This is a genomic window from Pseudomonas syringae CC1557, assembly GCF_000452705.1.
Classification (GTDB): domain Bacteria; phylum Pseudomonadota; class Gammaproteobacteria; order Pseudomonadales; family Pseudomonadaceae; genus Aquipseudomonas; species Aquipseudomonas syringae_F.
Window position 1 is genome coordinate 1,561,909 of record NZ_CP007014.1, and the last position, 18,816, is coordinate 1,580,724.

Annotated in this window: 21 protein-coding genes; 10 read left to right on the forward strand and 11 right to left on the reverse strand. The window is 59.9% G+C overall.

Annotated features, from left to right (window positions below; genetic code table 11):
- Nucleotides 1–576: 576 nt before the first annotated feature.
- On the reverse strand, nt 577–2,031 hold the full coding sequence (locus N018_RS07325; RefSeq protein WP_024646399.1) for a TrkH family potassium uptake protein: 1,455 nt from the start codon (nt 2,029–2,031) through the stop codon (nt 577–579).
- A 173-nt stretch (nt 2,032–2,204) separates the two neighbouring features.
- Between N018_RS07325 and N018_RS07330 the strand changes: the two genes are divergently transcribed.
- Nucleotides 2,205–2,765, forward strand: a complete 561-nt coding sequence (locus N018_RS07330) for a nitroreductase family protein (RefSeq protein ID WP_024646398.1) — start codon at nt 2,205–2,207, stop codon at nt 2,763–2,765.
- Here N018_RS07330 and N018_RS07335 read toward each other — a convergent pair.
- The 5 genes from N018_RS07335 to N018_RS07355 form a co-directional block, all read right to left on the reverse strand.
- Entirely contained in the window at nt 2,762–4,111 is a 1,350-nt protein-coding gene (locus N018_RS07335) for a sensor histidine kinase (RefSeq protein WP_025389227.1), read from the reverse strand. The two genes, N018_RS07330 and N018_RS07335, sit on opposite strands and share 4 nt — an antisense overlap.
- Nucleotides 4,112–4,198: 87 nt before the next feature.
- Entirely contained in the window at nt 4,199–4,711 is a 513-nt protein-coding gene (locus N018_RS07340; RefSeq protein ID WP_024646396.1) for an LTXXQ domain-containing protein, read from the reverse strand.
- Nucleotides 4,712–4,891: 180 nt separating this feature from the next.
- Nucleotides 4,892–5,569 (reverse strand): response regulator transcription factor, encoded by a 678-nt coding sequence (locus N018_RS07345; RefSeq protein WP_024646395.1) that lies wholly within the window; start codon nt 5,567–5,569, stop codon nt 4,892–4,894.
- Between the two features lie 88 nt (nt 5,570–5,657).
- Nucleotides 5,658–5,957, reverse strand: coding sequence for a YciI family protein (locus N018_RS07350; RefSeq protein WP_024646394.1), 300 nt, complete (start codon nt 5,955–5,957; stop codon nt 5,658–5,660).
- A 1-nt stretch (nt 5,958) separates the two neighbouring features.
- Entirely contained in the window at nt 5,959–6,555 is a 597-nt protein-coding gene (locus N018_RS07355) for a septation protein A (protein WP_024646393.1), read from the reverse strand.
- A 65-nt stretch (nt 6,556–6,620) separates the two neighbouring features.
- On the opposite strand from N018_RS07355, the gene N018_RS07360 reads away from it, so the two are divergent.
- The 8 genes from N018_RS07360 to arfB all read left to right on the forward strand — a co-directional run bounded on the left by N018_RS07360 (nt 6,621) and on the right by arfB (nt 13,659).
- A complete protein-coding gene (locus N018_RS07360; RefSeq protein ID WP_024646392.1) occupies nt 6,621–7,484 on the forward strand; it encodes a PHP domain-containing protein in 864 nt (287 codons plus the stop codon).
- A gap of 13 nt (nt 7,485–7,497) precedes the next feature.
- A complete protein-coding gene (locus N018_RS07365; protein WP_024646391.1) occupies nt 7,498–8,127 on the forward strand; it encodes an L-threonylcarbamoyladenylate synthase in 630 nt (209 codons plus the stop codon).
- Nucleotides 8,128–8,246: 119 nt separating this feature from the next.
- A complete protein-coding gene (locus N018_RS07370) occupies nt 8,247–8,945 on the forward strand; it encodes a segregation and condensation protein A (protein WP_173335978.1) in 699 nt (232 codons plus the stop codon).
- A gap of 15 nt (nt 8,946–8,960) precedes the next feature.
- On the forward strand, nt 8,961–9,728 hold the full coding sequence (scpB, locus tag N018_RS07375; RefSeq protein WP_025389228.1) for an SMC-Scp complex subunit ScpB: 768 nt from the start codon (nt 8,961–8,963) through the stop codon (nt 9,726–9,728).
- A gap of 204 nt (nt 9,729–9,932) precedes the next feature.
- Complete coding sequence (locus N018_RS07380) at nt 9,933–10,124, forward strand: DUF1289 domain-containing protein (RefSeq protein WP_024673636.1); 192 nt, start codon at nt 9,933–9,935, stop codon at nt 10,122–10,124.
- A gap of 184 nt (nt 10,125–10,308) precedes the next feature.
- The gene (rluB, locus tag N018_RS07385) at nt 10,309–11,535 is read left to right on the forward strand and encodes a 23S rRNA pseudouridine(2605) synthase RluB (RefSeq protein ID WP_024646387.1); all 1,227 of its coding nucleotides are present in this window, start codon (nt 10,309–10,311) and stop codon (nt 11,533–11,535) included.
- Nucleotides 11,536–11,804: 269 nt separating this feature from the next.
- On the forward strand, nt 11,805–13,214 hold the full coding sequence (locus N018_RS07390) for an amino acid permease (RefSeq protein WP_025389229.1): 1,410 nt from the start codon (nt 11,805–11,807) through the stop codon (nt 13,212–13,214).
- Between the two features lie 31 nt (nt 13,215–13,245).
- Nucleotides 13,246–13,659: an alternative ribosome rescue aminoacyl-tRNA hydrolase ArfB gene (arfB, locus tag N018_RS07395; protein ID WP_025389230.1), complete on the forward strand. Its 414-nt coding sequence runs from the start codon at nt 13,246–13,248 to the stop codon at nt 13,657–13,659.
- A gap of 65 nt (nt 13,660–13,724) precedes the next feature.
- Here arfB and N018_RS07400 read toward each other — a convergent pair whose 3' ends face one another.
- The 5 genes from N018_RS07400 to phhA all read right to left on the reverse strand — a co-directional run bounded on the left by N018_RS07400 (nt 13,725) and on the right by phhA (nt 16,921).
- Nucleotides 13,725–14,924 carry an MFS transporter gene (locus N018_RS07400; protein WP_024646385.1) on the reverse strand — a complete coding sequence of 400 codons (1,200 nt, stop codon included), beginning with the start codon at nt 14,922–14,924 and terminating at the stop codon, nt 13,725–13,727.
- Nucleotides 14,925–15,062: 138 nt separating this feature from the next.
- On the reverse strand, nt 15,063–15,242 hold the full coding sequence (locus N018_RS07405) for a hypothetical protein (RefSeq protein WP_032606646.1): 180 nt from the start codon (nt 15,240–15,242) through the stop codon (nt 15,063–15,065).
- An 87-nt stretch (nt 15,243–15,329) separates the two neighbouring features.
- The gene (locus N018_RS27735) at nt 15,330–15,470 is read right to left on the reverse strand and encodes a hypothetical protein (protein ID WP_195757170.1); all 141 of its coding nucleotides are present in this window, start codon (nt 15,468–15,470) and stop codon (nt 15,330–15,332) included.
- Nucleotides 15,471–15,692: 222 nt separating this feature from the next.
- A complete protein-coding gene (locus N018_RS07410; RefSeq protein ID WP_024646383.1) occupies nt 15,693–16,049 on the reverse strand; it encodes a 4a-hydroxytetrahydrobiopterin dehydratase in 357 nt (118 codons plus the stop codon).
- Between the two features lie 74 nt (nt 16,050–16,123).
- Nucleotides 16,124–16,921: a phenylalanine 4-monooxygenase gene (phhA, locus tag N018_RS07415; RefSeq protein WP_025389231.1), complete on the reverse strand. Its 798-nt coding sequence runs from the start codon at nt 16,919–16,921 to the stop codon at nt 16,124–16,126.
- Between the two features lie 272 nt (nt 16,922–17,193).
- Between phhA and N018_RS07420 the strand changes: the two genes are divergently transcribed.
- Nucleotides 17,194–18,759 carry a sigma-54-dependent phenylalanine hydroxylase transcriptional regulator PhhR gene (locus N018_RS07420; protein ID WP_025389232.1) on the forward strand — a complete coding sequence of 522 codons (1,566 nt, stop codon included), beginning with the start codon at nt 17,194–17,196 and terminating at the stop codon, nt 18,757–18,759.
- The last annotated feature ends 57 nt before the right edge of the window (nt 18,760–18,816 follow it).

An 18,816-nucleotide genomic window follows, 5' to 3' on the forward strand; every position in this document is an offset into this window, starting at 1 on the left:
GCGACGTAAGTGACGGCTGAGACCTGACACTGATCCGGGGGTAGCCTGGCAGGACGCCAGGCTAGCCGCACCGGGCCATGGATGGCCCGTTGCGGCGACTCCCGGATCAGTGTCAGGACGAAGGAACCCGACGAAGTCGGGCCGGAAACGGAGCCAGGGGTTTTGGTTACTTTGGCCCCATCAAAGTAACTCGCCGAGGGGCGAAAAGGTGTCTCGAGCCGTAAACAAACATCACTGACATCGCAGAACCGCTGTGTGACGCGGAGCGTCACGAACTGCATACCGACGCGGAGCGTCGGCACGATAGCGACCCCCGGATCAGTGTCAGGACGAAGGAACCCGACGAAGTCGGGCCGGAAACGGAGCCAGGGGTTTTGGTTACTTTGGCCCCATCAAAGTAACTCGCCGAGGGGCGAAAAGGTGACCTGAGTCAAACGCCATTCTACCTGACATCACAGAACCGCTGTGTGACGCAGAGCGTCACGAACTGCGTATCGACGCGAAGCGTCGGCACGATAGTCATCTCGTTGCCAACTGGTAGTCAGACGTGTGTGTAACGATGAGCGCTGCCCGCTCTCAATGCCGCCAGAACGCCGGTACGCACAGCACCAGCACAGTAATGATCTCCAGACGGCCAAGCAGCATGCCGCCGGACAGAATCCACTTGGCTGCATCCGGCAGGGTCGAAAAATTGCCTGCCGGACCAATGACTTCGCCCAGCCCCGGTCCTACGCCGGAGACCGTGCTGGCCGCGCCGGTCAGGGCTGTCATCCAGTCCAGCCCGAGCAACGACAGCATCAGCGCGATCAGACAGATAGTAATGGTGAAGAAAAACGAAAAGGTCAGAATCGAACGAACGATTTCGTCGTCCAGTCGATGGCCATTGTATTTCTGTTTCATCACCGCACGCGGGTGGATCAGTTGATTGAGGTTGGTCTTGAGCAGGATGTAGGCCACCTGAAAGCGGAAGATCTTCACCCCGCCTGCCGTCGAGCCGGAACAGCCGCCGATGAACCCCAGATAGAAGAACAGCATCAGCGAGAAATTGCCCCACAGGCTGTAGTCGCCGAGTGCAAAGCCGGTGGTTGTCACCACCGACGTGACGTTCAACGCCACATGGCGCAATGCCTCAGTCCACGGCAGATCGGTGGTGTTGGCGTACCAGACGGTCATCACCAGCCAGGTAATCAACAACAAGCCGATCAGCCCCTGCACCTGCTCATCCTTGATCAGCGCCTTGCGGTTGCCGCGCAGGGTGGCAACGTACAGCGTGAAGGGCAGGCTGCCGAGGATCATTACCACGATGGCCACCCAGTGCACCGCAGGCTGCGGCCATTTGGCCAGCGACAGATCGGACGTAGAGAAACCACCGGTGGAAATGGCTGACATCGCGTGGTTGATCGCGTCGAACAGGCTCATGCCCGCCGCCCAGAAGGCCAGGCTGCCCAATGCGGTAAAGCCGACATAAGCCAGCACGATGAACTTGGCCACCATATGCGAGCGCGGCATAACCTTTTCCGAACGGTCGGAGGATTCGGTCTGAAACAGGCGCATGCCGCCAATGCGCAGTAACGGCAGAATCGCCACCGCCATGCCGATAAAACCGATCCCGCCCAGCCAGTGCAGCATCGAGCGCCAGATCAGAATGCCCGGCGACATGCTGTCCAGATGGCTGAGCACAGTGGAACCGGTCGCGGTAATGCCTGACATGCTCTCGAAAAACGAGTCGGTGTAGCTGATGTGCTGGGTCAGCAGAAAGGGCAGGGCAGCGAAGATGCACACCACGATCCAGCTGGAAACCGTGAGCATGTACATGTCGCGAGGTCGCAACTGGACGTTATCGGGACGTCCGGGCACCACCAGCGCCAGACCGGCAATAAAAGTGATGACGCTGGCCCACAGGAACGAGCGCAGATCCTCGAAGCGGTCGTAGATGACCAGTGTCGCCATGGGCACAGTCATCGCGACCGCCAGAGTGATCAGGAAGATGCCGATGATGAAACCGATGATGCGAAAGGTCGGCAACGACATGAAAGGCTCTGGCTGGTATCAGGAAAGGCGCCATTCTACCTGCGCTTGAAGGCATGTAAACCAGTGTGGCTGTGGGGTGTTTCGACAGGCCAGGTAAGGAATTGTCCGCCGGACTCGTTATTGACACTGAACAGGCTCTAGAATGTCCAGCTCATCTTTCAAGGAGACAGCCCATGCAGGCGCTCGACGCTTTGCTCAATCGCGTATCGGTTCCGCGACTGGTCGACCCGGCCCCGGACGCTGCACAGCGGGAAATCATGTTCGGCGCGGCGTTGCGCTCGCCCGACCATGGCCAGCTGAAGCCGTATCGTTTTCTGACCGTCGAAGGTTCGGCCCGTGAGCGCATGGGCGAGTTGCTGGTCGAGGCGCTGCAACAGAGCGGCGCAGAAGTCACCCCGCAAGCGCTGGAAAAAGCCCGCCTCGGTCCGCTGCGTGCGCCGCTGGTCGTGGTGGTGATCGCCCGCTTGCAGGATCATTTCAAAGTCCCGCGTTCGGAACAGCTGATAACCGCAGGCTGCGCCGCCCATGGCGTGCTGCTGGCAGCCTATGCGCTGGGCATCGGCGCGGTCTGGCGCACGGGTGAATTGTCCTATGCGCCGCATGTCGCCAAGGGCTTCGGGCTTGAAGCGGGCGAGGAAGTGATCGGTTTTCTGTATCTGGGCACTCCGCAAAATCCGCCACGCCAGGCCCCGAAGGTTGATGTGACTGAATTCGTCAACGAGTGGCAAGGCTAGACCGAAGAGGGATTTTCCGGTTCCAGCGGCAGATCCAGTGTGGCAACGAAACCACCGTCCGGATGATTGTCCAGAATCAGGTTTCCGCCATGCCGCTCGGCTGCCCGCTTGGCAATCGCCAGGCCCAGACCGTGACCCGGCGTGGTCTGGCCGGGCGCGCGGTAAAACGGTTCGCCCAGTTGCGCCAGGTGTTCTGCGGCAACGCCCGGGCCGTGATCGCGAACGCTGAGGCGGACATGATTGCCAACCTGAACCGCTTGCAAATCGATGCTCTGCCCCGGCGCATTGAAGCGCAGGGCGTTGCGCAGCAGATTGTCCAGCGCCCGTTCGATCATGTCCGGCCAGCCTTGTAATTGCAGGCCACTCTGAACCTCGACCCGAATGTTTTGCTCGGCGCCGTCCAGGTGCGTGTCGTGCTTCAGGCGGTGTAACAGTTCGTCGAGATTCACCGGCTCGGGACCGCCAAAATCTGCATCCAGACGCGCGAGTGCCAGAATCTCGCTGATCAGCGCCTCCAGACGGTCGCATTCGCGGCCAAGCCGTGGCCAGAGTTTTTCACGTTCGGCAGGTTCCGCACGCTCGGCCAGCGCCAGGGCAATGCGCAGTCGGGCCAACGGCGAACGCAACTCGTGGGATACGTCGCGCAACAACTGACGCTGGCTGCCGATCAGGGTTTGCAGGCGTGCGCCCATACGGTTGAAATCAGTGGCCAGCACGCCGAATTCATCACGTCGATTGGCAAGTTGCCCCAGGCTGTGCTGCTGATAACTGGTTTGCCCCAGATCATGCACGGCGCCGCGCAAACGGTTTAGCGGGCGGGTGATCGACAGCGTCACAAACAGGCTGAACAGGGTCAGCACCACCAGCGCGATACCCAGCGCGCTTAGCGGCCACATCAGACTCTGGCGGTGCCAGGCGTCGAGTTCCGGGTGCGGCACGCGATAGATGAACAGGTAGGTTTCGCCGGTTTTCGGGCTGCTGTATTCAGTAGCCAGACGCCGCCATGGCAGCTTGCGACCCTTGTCCTCATCCTCCGCCTGGCGGGCTTCCAGTGCTGCGGCGCGTGGCGGGAAGGTGCCGCGTACCACGGGTTCGCCACTGTCGCTCAGCACCTGAACGTCGATACGATTGCGCCGCTTGATGTCTTGCAGGAACTCCTGAGCGTTATCCGCGCCCTGTTCTTCAAAGCGTTGCGTCCATTGTTCCGGCAGCACGTTGAGCACCGGATGGCGATTGAGGATCCAGGCGTCCTGATTAAGCATGTGCCCCACGAGCACCGACAGGCCGCCGACCAGGGCAATGGCCAGCCAGAAGCTGGCCAGGATTCGCCAGAACAATGAACGCACGGGATTTCCTCAATCTCAGTAAAAAAGCCCGGCATGCGGGTGCATGCCGGGTTCTATTCACGTCGCCTGGCCAGAAGGCCTGACGATTTACTGCATCTTTGCAGCTTTTTCTGCTTTCCAGGCTTTGAACTCGGCCCATTCGGCGCGACGTTCGTCCTGTCTTTTCTTGATTTCGTCGAACTGCTTCTGCTGTTCCGGGCTCAGCAGTACGCGAATTGCACTGTCGGTCTCGGCGCGCTTGGCGTTGATTTCGTTGTACATCGCTTTCTGCGCCGGGGCAGGCATTTTGTCCAGATAGCGTTGAGTGATGTCGTGGCGTTCGTGCTTCTGCTCACGCATCAGCCTGTCGATCTGCTGGCGCTGTTCACGGCTCAGGTCCAGATCTCCAAGAGGGCCTGGGCCACGGCGCATTTCCGGACCTGGGCCTCGCTCACCCATCGGGCCGCGACGCATGTCGGGCCCAGGGCCTCGATCATCACGATCAAGACGCATGGCTGGCACGTCTGCGTCAGGGCCGCCCGGTGGTGGCGGTGGCGGTGCGGCCATGGCAATGGTAGGCAGGGCAGTTGCGAACATCAAAGCGATCAGGGTCTTACGCATGGTGTATCTCCTTGTCTCTAGTGCGGCTCAATGCCGATGAGCCCAGTTTAGGGAGAACAAGGTCAAGCACGGTCAGCGGTACGTAAAGCTTGTGTAAGGGGCAGCGGCAAGTTTTGTCAGCTTCAAGCCAGAAGCACTCTGATGTTTGCTTACAGCTTGTCGCTTAAAGCTTGAAGCTGCTCAAAGAGCGTAATAATACCCGCGGCTGCGCAGGGCGACGATGCGTGGGCGGCCATCGGCGTGCGGGCCGATCTTCTTGCGCAGGTTGCTGACGTGCATGTCCAGGCTGCGGTCGTAAAGGGTCAGTTTGCGGCCCAGGGCCAGTTGCGCCAGTTCCTGCTTGTCCAGCGGTTCGCCGGGCTGGCGCATCAGCGCCTCAAGCAAACGGCTCTCGGACACGGTGAGGGTCAGCTCCTTGTTATCGACACTGACCACACCACGCACCGGGCTGAAGGTCAGGTCACCCAGCTCAAGTTGCGTCGACGAAGCAACCGGATGGCTGCGGCGTAGTACAGCACGCAAGCGGGCGGTCAGCTCGCGGGGGTCGCAGGGTTTCGCCAGATAATCGTCAGCGCCCAGTTCCAGGCCAAGTATGCGGTCCAGCGGCTCGCCACGTGCCGAGAGCATTACCACCGGCAGGTCCGGGTGCTCGGAACGCAACTGTTTGAGCAGCTCCAGGCCGCTGCCGTCGGGCAGCATCACGTCCAGTACCACCGCAGAGGGCGCTGCATCGGCCAATGCCTTGCGTGCGCTGGAGCCATCGTGGCAGGCGCGTACCTGAAAGCCTTCCTGGCTCAGCCAACTGCTCAGCAGCTCGCACAGCTCCTGGTCATCATCTATCAGTAACAGCTCGCTCATGACTCACTCAATTTAGCCACTGCCAGAATGCAGCGCAGCGCGGCCTTGATCGAAAGGCAGCGCTGCATAGGGGTTGGCCAGGCGCGGGTCAGGGCATGACTTGCTTGAACGGCTTGACCACGACATTGGCGTAAACGCCTGCTGCAACGTATGGGTCGGCATCGGCCCAGGTTTTTGCGGCGTCCAGCGAGTCGAACTCGGCAACCACCAGGCTGCCGCTGAAACCGGCAGCGCCCGGATCATTACTCTCGATTGCCGGATGTGGGCCGGCCAGTACCAGACGGCCTGCATCCTTGAGTGCGTTCAGGCGCTCAAGGTGTGCAGGACGAACGCTCAGGCGTTTTTCCAGCGAGTTTTCGACGTCAGTGGCGATGATTGCGTAGAGCATGTCAGTCCTCGGATTTGGTCGTGTTGGGAGCGGTATCGTGCAGGTGGCGTGACAGGTAGATTCCCTGACCGACCAGGAACAGCAGGGTCATGCCCAGGCTGCCGAAGACTTTGAAGTCGACCCAGAATTCCTGATAAGTGAACGCCACATACAGGTTGGCCGCGCCGCAGAACAGGAAGAAAATGATCCAGGCGATGTTCAGCTTCGTCCAGATAGCCGCTGGCAAGGTCAGTGCATGGCCCATGATGCGCTGGATAAGCGGGCGATCGCCGATGAAATGGCTACCGGCGAAGGCCACGGCAAACAGCCAGTTGACCACCGGGGCTTTCCACTTGAGGAAGGTTTCACTGTGGAAGGCCAGGGTCAGGCTGCCGAACACCAGGCAGGCGACCAGTGTCAGCCATTGGCTTTTTTCCAGCTTGCGCTGTTTGATGTAGAGGATGCCGTAGACCACCACCGAACTGATGATCAGCATCGCCGTTGCGCTGAAAATGCCGCCGACCATGTAGGTGTTGCCGAGGATGTCCACGGCACGCGGCTCGGTTTTGTAAACGATGAAAAACAGCAACAGCGGGATGAAGTCGATGAATTGTTTCACAATGGCAGCCAGAAGCAGGATGTGACGGCATAATAACAAACATCAATGAACACGAAAGCACCACTATGAATGTTGACCTGCATTGCCACAGCACCGCTTCCGACGGGGCGTTATCGCCCACCGCGCTGGTTGCGCGTGCTTATGAAAACGGCGTGCGCGTCCTTTCCCTGACCGACCACGACACCCTCGAAGGGCTTGAAGAGGCCCGCGCTGCGGCGCATTCATTGGGTATGCAGCTGGTCAACGGGGTCGAGTTGTCCTGCACCTGGGGTGGCGCGACCATCCATGTGCTGGGTTACGGGTTCGACACTCAGGCCCCTGCGTTGACCGACGCCATCGCCCGATTACATGAAGGACGCTGGTTGCGCGCCGACGAAATCAGTCGAAAGTTGGCGATCAAAGGTATGCCTGGCGCGCTGGAAGGTGCTCGGGCGATCCAGCAGGAGCTCGGCGACAGCGGTAATGCCCCGGCGCGACCGCACTTCGCCGACTTCATGGTACGTGCCGGTTTCGTCAAGGACCGCGCCGAAGCATTTCGCAAATGGCTGGGCGCGGGCAAGCTGGGGGACGTCAAGCAACACTGGCCGACCCTGGAAGACACCGTTGCAACCTTGCGTGCCTCCGGCGCGTGGGTCAGCCTCGCGCATCCTTCGCATTATGACTTTACGCGCAGTAAACGGCGTAAACTGGTCGGCGATTTCGTCCAGGCCGGTGGGCACGCCATAGAAGTGGTCAATGGCATGCAGCCTGCCGATCAGGTGGGAACCCTGGCCATTCTGGCGCGTGAGTTCGGTCTGCTGGTCAGCGCCGGTAGCGACTTCCACGGGCCTGGCACCTGGGGCGAGATCGGCACTTACCGTCCGGTGCCGGAGGATCTACCGCCTTTGTGGTGCAGATTCAAACATGAACAGCCTACTGCCGCCGTCTGAACAGGAAGTTACCGTGAGTCAATTTTTCCAGGTCCATCCGGAAAACCCGCAGCCGCGCCTGATCAAACAGGCCGCGGAAATCATAAAAGCCGGCGGGCTGGTGGTGTACCCGACAGATTCGTCCTACGCACTGGGTTGCCAGATCGGCGACAAGAGCGCGATCGAGCGCATCCGCCGCCTGCGCCAGCTGGACGACAAGCACAACTTCACCCTGATGTGCTGCGATCTTTCGCAACTGGGGCTGTTTGCCAAGGTCGACACCGGCGCTTTTCGCGCGCTCAAGGCCCACACACCCGGGCCGTATACCTTCATTCTCAATGCCACCCGCGAAGTGCCGCGTCTGGTGCTGCACCCCAAGCGCCGCACCATCGGCCTGCGGGTGCCGAGCCATCCCATCGCTCAGGCGCTGCTGGAGCAACTGGGCGAGCCCCTGATGAGCGTCAGCCTGATCATGCCCGGCGACAGCGTGCCGCTCAGCGATCCTTATGAAATGCGTCAGATTCTCGAACATCATGTCGACCTGATCATCGATGGCGGGATCGGTGGCATTTCGGCGTCGACGGTCATCAACCTGTCCGAGGGCGAGCCTCAGATCGTGCGCGTCGGTTGCGGCGATCCAACCCCGTTCGGTGAACGCGCTTAATGACCGTCGTGGAACCAGTCGACAGCCAGGCCGACGCTCAGCAGGAACTGCCGTTCGCGCTGGTCTATGGGCGCGCGGTCACGCAGATGCCGCTGGACCTGTACATCCCGCCGGATGCGCTGGAGGTTTTTCTCGAAGCCTTTGAAGGGCCGCTCGACCTGCTGCTGTACCTGATCCGCAAACAGAACATCGACATCCTCGACATCCCGGTGGCAGAAATCACCAAGCAGTACATGGGTTACGTCGAACTGATGAAAACCGTGCGCCTGGAACTGGCGGCCGAATATCTGGTCATGGCTGCCATGCTGGCCGAGATCAAATCGCGCATGCTGCTGCCGCGTTCGGCGGAAATCGAGGAGGAAGAGGGTGACCCTCGCGCCGAACTGATTCGCCGCTTGCAGGAGTACGAGCGTTTCAAGGCCGCAGCCGAAGGCATCGACGGCCTGAAACGGGTCGGTCGTGATGTGATCGTGCCGAAGCTCGACGCCCCTGAAGCCCGCGCACGCAAGCTGTTGCCGGACGTCAGCCTTGAAGAAGTGCTGATGTCCATGGCCGAAGTGCTGCACCGTGGCGATATGTTTGAAAGCCATCAGGTCAGCCGCGAGGCGCTGTCCACTCGCGAACGCATGAGCGATGTGCTGGAGCGCCTCAAGGGCGGCGGTTTCGTACCGTTTGCCGAGCTGTTTACCGCCGAAGAAGGGCGTCTGGGCGTGGTCGTGACATTTATGGCGGTGCTTGAACTGGTCAAGGAATCCCTTGTCGAGCTGGTCCAAAACGAGCCCTTTGCGGCGATCCATGTCCGGGCGCGAGCCGAGTAGAGCAAGAACACACCCATGAACCTCAACGAACCCCGCGAACTGGCCCCGTTGCTCGAAGCGTTTCTGCTGGCCTCCGGAAAGCCGCAGACGCTGGAGCGGCTTTACGAGCTGTTCGAAGAGGGCGAGCGTCCCGAACCGCCAGTCTTCAAAAAGGCGCTGGAAGTGCTACGCAAGTCTTGCGACGGCCGCGCGTTCGAACTCAAGGAAGTAGCGTCGGGTTATCGCCTGCAGATCCGCGACCGGTTTTCGCCATGGGTCGGACGGCTGTGGGAAGAGCGTCCGCAACGCTACTCCCGCGCCATGCTGGAAACCCTGGCGTTGATTGCCTATCGCCAGCCGATCACGCGTGGCGAGATCGAAGACGTGCGCGGCGTTGCGGTGAATAGCCACATCGTCAAGACGCTGCTGGAGCGCGAGTGGATCCGCGTGGTGGGTTACCGCGACGTGCCGGGCAAACCGGCGATGTTCGCGACCACCAAAGGTTTTCTCGATCACTTCAACCTCAAGAGCCTGGATGAGCTGCCGCCGCTGGCCGATTTGCGCGAGATGGAAACCGAGCCGGTCATGGACTTCGAAGAAGCCCCGGTGCCCGCGCACTTGCAAGCCCTGGCCGACGCCAGCCTGGACCCGGACGCAGAGCCCGAAGCGCCTCGCGACGAAACCAGCTTCCGCACTCTGCTGGTGGAACTGGACTCGATGGAGCAGGGCCTCAAGACTGACTTCGACGACCTGCTGCGTGGCGAGCCGGAGGCTGAAGACGGCAAAGGCGACGATGAGGTTTGATTGATTATTATCGCTCCCACGCTCTGCGTGGTAGCGCTTTTCTGGACGCTCTGCGTCCTCTTGACGACGCGGAGCGTCGAGAACTGCATTCCCACGTTGAAGCGTGCGGAACGATATCCTCTGCAATGCTCCGTGCACTTCGGTCGAATTCATACGTCAGCTCAGGGTCACATCTGATACCACTCGCCATGAGATTCGCTGCCCATGAGTTCGACCAAGAACCCCTGCATCAGCCTGTGCAAATTCGATGATGACATTTGCCTGGGGTGTGGCCGCAGCAAGCGGGAAATCAAGGCCTGGAAGAAGCTGGAAAAGGACGACAAGCGCACGGTGCTTGAAGAGTCGGCCAAGCGGCTGGCGAAGCTCAAGACCGCCGGTCGCAAAAAGAAGAAGTGATTCTGGCGATTACCCTTGGCGCTGGATGATTAATCCGCCGCAGAGGCGTATGATGGCCGACCCTCGGCGATCAGTGCTCGCCCGGGCTTTCAAGTATTTCGCCTTGCCGCTATCCACAGCGCGCCGGGCACAGGTCTCACCGGTTCTCGGTCAGCCCTGATTCGACACACCGGGAGGTGCCCAGATGAGTGAAAAAGACAAGCAGGACAGCCAGGAAATCGGACCCGCAGGCGAAAAGCTGCAGAAGGTTCTGGCGCGCATTGGCGTGGGTTCACGCCGTGACGTAGAAGCCTGGATTACCCAAGGCCGTATCAAGGTCAACGGTAAAGACGCGACCCTCGGTCAACGCGTCGACCTGCATGACGCCATCAGTGTTGATGGTCGCGTCATCAAGCGCGAAGAAGCGGCCGAAACGGTCCGTCGCGTCATCATGTACAACAAGCCCGATGGCGAAATCTGCACCCGTGACGACCCGGAAGGCCGTCCGACCGTGTTTGATCGTCTGCCGCGTCCTAAAGAAGGCCGCTGGATCAACATCGGCCGTCTCGACATCAATACCACCGGTCTGCTGATGTTCACCACTGACGGTGAGCTCGCCAACCGTTTGATGCACCCGTCGTTTGAAATGGACCGTGAATACGCGGTTCGGGTGCGTGGCGAAGTCGATGACGACATGCTGCTGCGCCTCAAGAACGGTGTGATCCTCGAAGACGGTCCGGCACGTTTTACCGATATCAAGCAGGCTCCGGGCGGTGAAGGCTTCAACCACTGGTATCACTGCGTGGTGATGGAAGGCCGTAACCGCGAAGTGCGTCGTCTCTGGGAATCCCAGGGTCTGGTGGTCAGCCGCCTGAAGCGCGTGCGTTACGGGCCGGTATTCCTCAACTCCGACCTGCCGATGGGCCGCTGGCGCGAAATGAGCCAGTACGAAGTCGACATTCTGTCTGCCGAAGTCGGTCTGCAACCTGTGGCTCAGCCGCAGATGAATGCCAAGACCAAGGACAAGATGGAGCGTCTGCAGCGTCAATCGTCCCGCCCGCTGGGCAAGGGCGAGCGCGTTGTTCGTACCGTACGTCCTGCCGCTGGTGCTCCGACCGGCGACCGCGCACCGCGTCAACCGCAGATCACCGGCAGCGAGCGTGATCGTCCGCGTGGCGGCGATTCGACTCAGCGTCCGTCGCCGCGCAAGGATTCGGGCAAGCCCGGTTCGCGCGCGCCGCGCCCGGCCGACAACAGCCGTGGCACACCGGTCGCCGAGCGCCCGAGCGACATGAACAAGCGTCCGGCCAAGCCGGGCCCCAAGCGTGTCGGCATCAAGCTGGTCAATGATGATGCGCCGTCGGGCAAGCGTCGCGGTCCACCGGCAGGCTCGGGTCAGCGCCCTGGCTTTGGTCGTCGCAAGCCTGAGTGATTGCGTGATGTGAATGTACGGCAACGCCAGCCCTCAGGGCTGGCGTTGTTGTTTCTGGCAACCTGAAAAGCGCTGTCACACGGCCTCGCGTATCCACCCCTCTGTTTTGAACCTCAACCTGAATGCAGGTGTACAATGCTGCGCTTTTTTCTGTGAATCATTGTTGTTCGACACCCTGGCCAACCGCCTCGGGTGCTGCATTTCTGTTGTGCCACGAGCGCAGCAGGTTTTATTCCGTCACAGAACAAGAATCACCAGGTGGCTATTGAATGAGTGAAACAACCTCACCCTCGGGCGAATTGAAACGTGGCCTGAAGAGTCGGCACATCCAGCTGATCGCCTTGGGCGGCGCCATCGGCACGGGCCTGTTTCTCGGCTCGGCGGGCGTTCTGAAATCAGCCGGGCCGTCGATGATCCTCGGCTACGCCATCTGCGGCTTCATCGCCTTCATGATCATGCGCCAGCTCGGCGAGATGATCGTCGAAGAGCCGGTCGCCGGCTCGTTCAGCCATTTCGCCCACAATTACTGGGGTGGTTTCGCCGGTTTTCTGTCGGGCTGGAACTGCTGGCTGCTGTACATCCTGGTGGGTATGTCGGAGCTGACCGCAGTCGGCAAATACATCCATTACTGGTTGCCTGACATCCCGAGCTGGGTGTCGGCGGCGGCTTTCTTCCTGCTGATCAATGCCATCAACCTGACCAACGTCAAGGTGTTCGGCGAGACCGAGTTCTGGTTCGCGATCATCAAGGTGGTGGCGATCATCGGCATGATCGCGCTGGGCAGCTACATGCTGGTCAGCGGCAGCGGTGGCCCGCAGGCCTCTGTCAGCAACCTCTGGCAGCACGGCGGGTTCTTTCCCAATGGTGTCAGCGGACTGGTGATGGCGCTGGCGATCATCATGTTTTCGTTCGGCGGCCTGGAAATGCTCGGCTTTACCGCTGCCGAAGCCGAACAGCCGAAAACCGTGATCCCCAAGGCGATCAATCAGGTCATCTACCGCATCCTGATTTTCTACATCGGCGCGCTGGTGGTTCTGTTGTCGCTGACGCCATGGGACAGCCTGCTGGCCAGCCTCAATGCGTCGGGTGATTCCTACAGCGGCAGCCCGTTCGTGCAAGTGTTCTCGATGCTCGGCAGCGATGCGGCGGCGCACATCCTCAACTTCGTGGTGCTGACGGCGGCGCTGTCGGTCTATAACAGCGGCACCTATTGCAACAGCCGGATGCTGGTGGGCATGGCCGAGCAGGGCGATGCGCCCAAGGCGCTGGCGCAGGTCGACAAACGCGGTGTGCCGGTCAAGGCGATCTTCGCCTCTGCCGCCGTGACCCTGGTGGCGGTGCTGCTCAACTACTTCGTGCCGCAGCAGGCGCTGGAGCTGTTGATGTCGCTGGTGGTCGCCACGCTGGTGATCAACTGGGCGATGATCAGTTATTCGCACCTGAAATTCCGCCAGCACATGAACCGCACCGGGCAGGCGCCGCTGTTCAAGGCGCTGTGGTATCCGTATGGCAACTATGTGTGCCTGGCCTTTGTGGTGTTCATTCTCGGCATCATGCTGATGATCCCCGGCATTCAGATCTCGGTGTATGCGATTCCGGTATGGCTGGCGGTGATGTGGGTATGTTATCGGGCCAAAAACAGGCGTAGCGTTGTCGTGAATGCCGAGTCCGGTAAGTAAACGTGGCTGTTCCAGAAAAGAAGATGCCTTGATGCTGGTGATTTCCAACAATGTCCATCTGCCGGACGCCGAGATCGAGTTGACCGCCATCCGTGCTCAGGGCGCGGGCGGGCAGAACGTCAACAAGGTCTCCAGCGCGGTTCATCTGCGGTTTGACATCAACGCTTCATCGCTGCCGCCGTTCTACAAGGAGCGGCTGCTGGCGCTGAGCGATAGCCGGATTACCAGTGATGGCGTGATTGTACTCAAGGCCCAGCAGTACCGGACTCAGGAGCAGAATCGCGCCGATGCGTTGCTGCGCCTGAGCGAGCTGATCGTCAATGCCGTCAAGGTCGAAAAGAAGCGCCGCCCGACCCGCCCGACACTGGGCTCCAAGACCCGTCGGCTGGAGTCCAAGAGCAAACGAGGCTCAATCAAGGCCGGACGCGGCAAAGTGGATTTCTGAGTACAACTGACGATAGTCGAGATTATCGCTCCTCACGCTCGGGAACGATGACCGGGAACCCATTATTACTGGCGCAACGCCTGCGCCTGCTTGTACAGGTAAACGCTCAGCCCAAGCCCGGTGAGTGAGGCCAGCGCCGCAAACAGAAAGATTGAGACAAAGCCGAACCCTGCGGCAATCGCGCCTGCCAGTGGGCCGGTGATGCCCAGTGACAGGTCGATGAACAGCGAGTAAGCGCCTACCGCCGCGCCGCGACTGGAGGCCGGAACCAGGTTCACTGCTTCCACGCCCAGTGCCGGGAACACCAGCGAGAAGCCGAAGCCGGTCAGTGCTGCACCGGCCAGCGCCAGGCCTGGCGTCGGCGCCATCCACAGCAGTAGCAGCCCCAGCGTCTCCACCGACATGCAGGCAATCGCCACCCGAAAGCCGCCCAGGCGGTTGATCAGGTTGCCGAACAGCAAGCGTGCGGCGATGAAACAGCCGCCAAACAGCGTCAGGCACAGTGCAGCATTTGGCCAGTGGTTGCTGGCGTAATACAGAGTAATGAATGTAGCGATGGTGCCGAAGCCGATACCGCCCAGCGCCAGACCCATGCCGTGCGGAAAGACCCGCCCCAGTACGTGCATGAATGGCAGCCGTTCGCCATGGACGATCGGCGCGGCTTCCTTGTGCCACGTCAGGTAAAGCCCGAGCGCACACAGCAGCATGATGCTCACGCCTACCGTCCACAGCCCAAGTGAATCCACCATCCACACGCCCAGTGGCGCACCGATGGCCAATGCACCATAGCTGGCGATGCCGTTCCAGGAAATTACCTTCGCGGTGTTCTGCGCGCCGACCCGGCCAATGCCCCAGCCAATCGAACCCGAACCGACCAGGCTTTCCGCGCTGCCAAGGATTACCCGGCCGATCAACAGAATCACCAGGCTCGCCATTGGCCAGCTGCCCAGCCAGGTCGGCACCAGCATGAACACACCGCTCAGTCCGCAACCGATGAGGCCGATCTGTACCGCTTTCTTGCTGCCCCGTTCATCGATGATGCGGCTCGCCAATGGCCGGCTGATGACTGTCGCCAGGTATTGCACGCTGATGACCAGCCCGGCGATCACTGCGCCAAAGCCCAGGTCGCTATGGACGTAGCCGGGCAGAACGGCAAGCGGGATGCCGATGTTCAGATAGCCGATGAAGGTAAACATCACGATGGAAACGACGGTAAGGGTGACGGCCTTCGGGGTTTGCGGTGTGGTGTGCTTTGTTTCGGGCATGGGGGCAGGCTTTCGTTCTGTATGCGCATGACTTTCGAGCGGGCAGGGAAAGCCCTTAGCAAGCTCTCGAAGTGCTTATCATACCGACGCATCGAGCGATGCAGGTGCAACAGATTGAAATAAACGGTGAATGACGGATTATTTGTTCGTGGGTGCCACGAGCTGGGTTGTCACAAGTGCCGCCAGTGCGTTTTCCTGCGTCCCGAAACGTGCGAGCAGGGCGCTCTGTTTTTCCGGGCTGAGGCGTGACCAGATCTCGATCATTTTTTCGGCCGTGCCAATCAAGGCGCTGGCCTGGGTTTCGGTGAAGTCAGTCATAAAATCTGCGGTCTGCCTACTGCTGGTGTTCCAGGCGCATTGAAAATCGACAAACCCGTTTTTCGATACGCCTGAAAACAATTGCCTTCAGTCTTTGCTGCTGGCTTTCTGGCTGTCTTGAGCCGAAGGTGCTGCCTTTATTGCTACAGCTTGACCAAGCTCTTGTTGAGCCAGTGTCGACTGCTGTGGTTCCTGTTGGCCTGGTGGGAAGTTTGGAATTTCATGCATCGTCATCGCTCCTCGCAAGGTGTTGCAGATAGAACCGTGCTTTAAAAAGCAGGCGCAGGATAACCCACTGAAAATGACAATCAGGATATTTTTTTATCCTGATTGATGCAGTTGCGAAACAAAATCGCCTTTTCACTGTCCCGGCTTTCACCTTGCGAGGTGCTGTGCAGCTTGATTTTACTGGGCCGGACCGCGTGAGCGGGTTCCGTAGGCATCAGCAATTTATTTTCGGCCTTCTGCCTTCCTGGCCACTTCATCAGTACGAGCCGCCATGATGAAGTCGTTGCGATGCAGCCCCTTGATCGAATGACTCCACCAGGTAACAGTCACTTTGCCCCATTCGGTGAGCAGGCCTGGATGATGGCCTTCGGCTTCGGCGATCTCGCCGACGGCGTTGGTGAACGCCAGTGCAAACTTGAAGTTCTTGAACAGGAACACTTTCTCCAGCTGCATCACGCTGTCGCGTACTTCGATGTTCCAGTCAGGGATCTGCTTGAGCAACTCCGGCAGCTCCGCGTCGCTGACTTGCGGGGCGTCGGCGCTGCAGGCTTCGCAGCTGGCTTGATTCAGAGTAGTCATAAGTACAGGTTCCTTTAAGGCAGGGCTTGTAATGAGAGACTTGATGCTCGGCGCGGTTCAGATGTCTGGTGCTTTCAGGCCGCGTGGCTTTTGGTTTTAGGGGGGAATTTTGGGGCATGCAAACCCAGCTGCATCCCTTGTTCGACCATTGCCATGATGTCTTCCTGGGCCAGATCGAACAAACGCTTGAGGTTGGGCAGGACAAAATACACCGGTTGCAGAATATCGATCCGGTACGGCGTGCGCATCGCTTCAAGGGGGTCGAAGGGCTGATGCTCCGGCGCTGAAGACAGGCTATAGACGGCTTCTTTGGGTGAAGAAAGAATGCCCCCGCCGTAAATGCGTCGCCCTTGGGGCGTATCGACCAGGCCAAATTCGATGGTCATCCAGTACAGTCGCGCCAGGTACACACGCTGCTCTTTGGATGCGCTCAGCCCGAGCTTGCCATACGTGTGGGTAAATTCGGCAAACCAGGGGTTGGTCAGCAGCGGGCAGTGGCCGAAGATTTCGTGAAAAATATCCGGCTCCTGCAAGTAATCCAGTTCTTCTTCAGTGCGAATAAACGTCGCCACCGGAAAGCGCTTGCTGGCCAGCAGTTCAAAGAACGTCTGAAAAGGAATCAGCGCCGGCACTCGCTCGACCTGCCAGCCAGTGGTCGCGCCTAATACTGTATTGATTTCGCCCAGCTGCGGAATGCGATCAAGGGGCAGGCCCAGTTGCTCGATGCCGTCCAGATATTCCTGGCAGGCGCGGCCTTCGATGATCTTCATCTGCCGGGTGATCAGGGTGTTCCAGACTGCATGCTCGGCTGCAGGGTAATCAATGAAGTCCGAGGCGTCCGGCTCGCGTGCCACGTAGTGCGTCTGGGCCATGCTGATGTCCTCGAATAAGGGTGTTGTTCTTGTAAGGCCTGGACCCAGAAATAACTCACTTCAAGCGGTGCGTCAGCACGCTATCCCCTATGCAAGACCCAATGGATACCGAAGTTCGTAACGAAAACTTTACGTTTACATTTTAAGTCCCTTGAGTTCACGTCACATTAAGGCCTGATTGCGCTGGGCTGTAACGTATTGTTGACGCTAGACTTCAGCGCACTGCAAAAATCAGAGCCTATAAGGTCAGGACTCACAGGAGCGGATCACCCATGCGCATCAAGGTGCATTGTCAAAACCGGATCGGCATCCTCCGCGACATTCTCGATCTGCTGGTCGCCTATGGCGTCAACGTGGCTCGCGGTGAGGTGGGCGGCGAGCATGGCGATGCCATCTATCTGCACTGCCCGAACCTGATCAACCTGCAATTTCAGGCGTTGCGCCCGAAGTTTGAAGCGATCACCGGCGTGTTTGGCGTCAAGCGCGTCGGGCTGATGCCCAGCGAGCGGCGACACATGGAGTTGAATGCCTTGCTGGGCGCGCTGGAGTTTCCGGTGCTGTCCATCGACATGGCCGGTGCCATCGTGGCGGCCAACCGGGCCGCCGCGCAATTGCTGGGGGTGCGCGTCGATGAGGTGCCGGGTATTCCCTTGTCGCGCTACGCCGAAGATTTCGATCTGCCCGAGCTGGTGCGCGCCAGCAAGTCGCGTATCAATGGTCTGCGAGTCAAAGTGCGCGGCGATGTGTTTCTGGCCGACATCGCGCCGCTGCAATCCGAACACGATGACAGCGAAGCCATGGCCGGTGCAGTGTTGACCCTGCACCGCGCTGATCGGGTCGGGGAGCGTATCTATCATGTGCGCAAGCAGGAGTTGCGTGGCTTTGACAGCATTTTCCAGAGTTCCAGAGTCATGGCCGCAGTCGTTCGCGAGGCACGGCGCATGGCACCGCTGGACGCGCCGTTGCTGATCGAAGGCGAAACCGGCACCGGCAAGGAACTGTTGGCCCGCGCCTGCCACCTCGCCAGCCCGCGTGGTCAGTCACCGCTGATGGCGCTTAATTGCGCCGGGCTGTCGGAGTCGATGGCCGAAATCGAGCTGTTCGGTTACGACCCTGGCGCTTTCGAGGGCGCGCGACCGGAAGGCCGACTCGGGCTGCTGGAGCTGACTGCGGGCGGGACGCTGTTTCTGGACGGCGTGGGTGAGCTGAGTGCGCGTATGCAGGCCAAGCTGCTGCGCTTTATTCAGGACGGCAGCTTTCGCCGGGTGGGCAGCGACGAAGACATGTTTCTCGATGTGCGCGTGGTGTGTTCGACTCAGGTCGATCTGTCGGAACTGTGTGCCAGAGGCGAGTTCAGGCAGGACCTGTACCACCGGCTCAACGTGCTGTCCTTGCACATACCACCGTTGCGCGACTGCCTGGATGGCCTGGAGCCGCTGGTGGAGCACTTTCTCGATCACGCCAGCCGCCAGATCGGTTGCCCGCTGCCCGGCATATCGCCCGCAGCCATCAAGCGCTTGAGCCACTACCACTGGCCCGGCAACGTTCGGCAACTGGAAAACGTATTGTTTCAGGCCGTGTCACTGTGCGAGGGCGGCAAAGTGCAGGTCGAGCACATTCGACTGCCGGATTATGGCGTGCGTTCAGGCTTGACCGATGTTTCTCTGGACGGTGATCTCGACGCTATTGTCGGGCGCTTTGAAAGGTTGGTGCTGGAGCAGTTATATGCACAGCATCCCAGCAGTCGCCAGTTGGCAAAACGCCTCGGCGTTTCTCATACAACGATTGCCAACAAGTTGCGCGACCATCAAATAAGCAAGGAAGCCAAAAACGGATGAGCAATCTTTCAATGCGCCTCGCCGTTGAGTCTGCGAGGCGTCGTGCATGCGTTACAA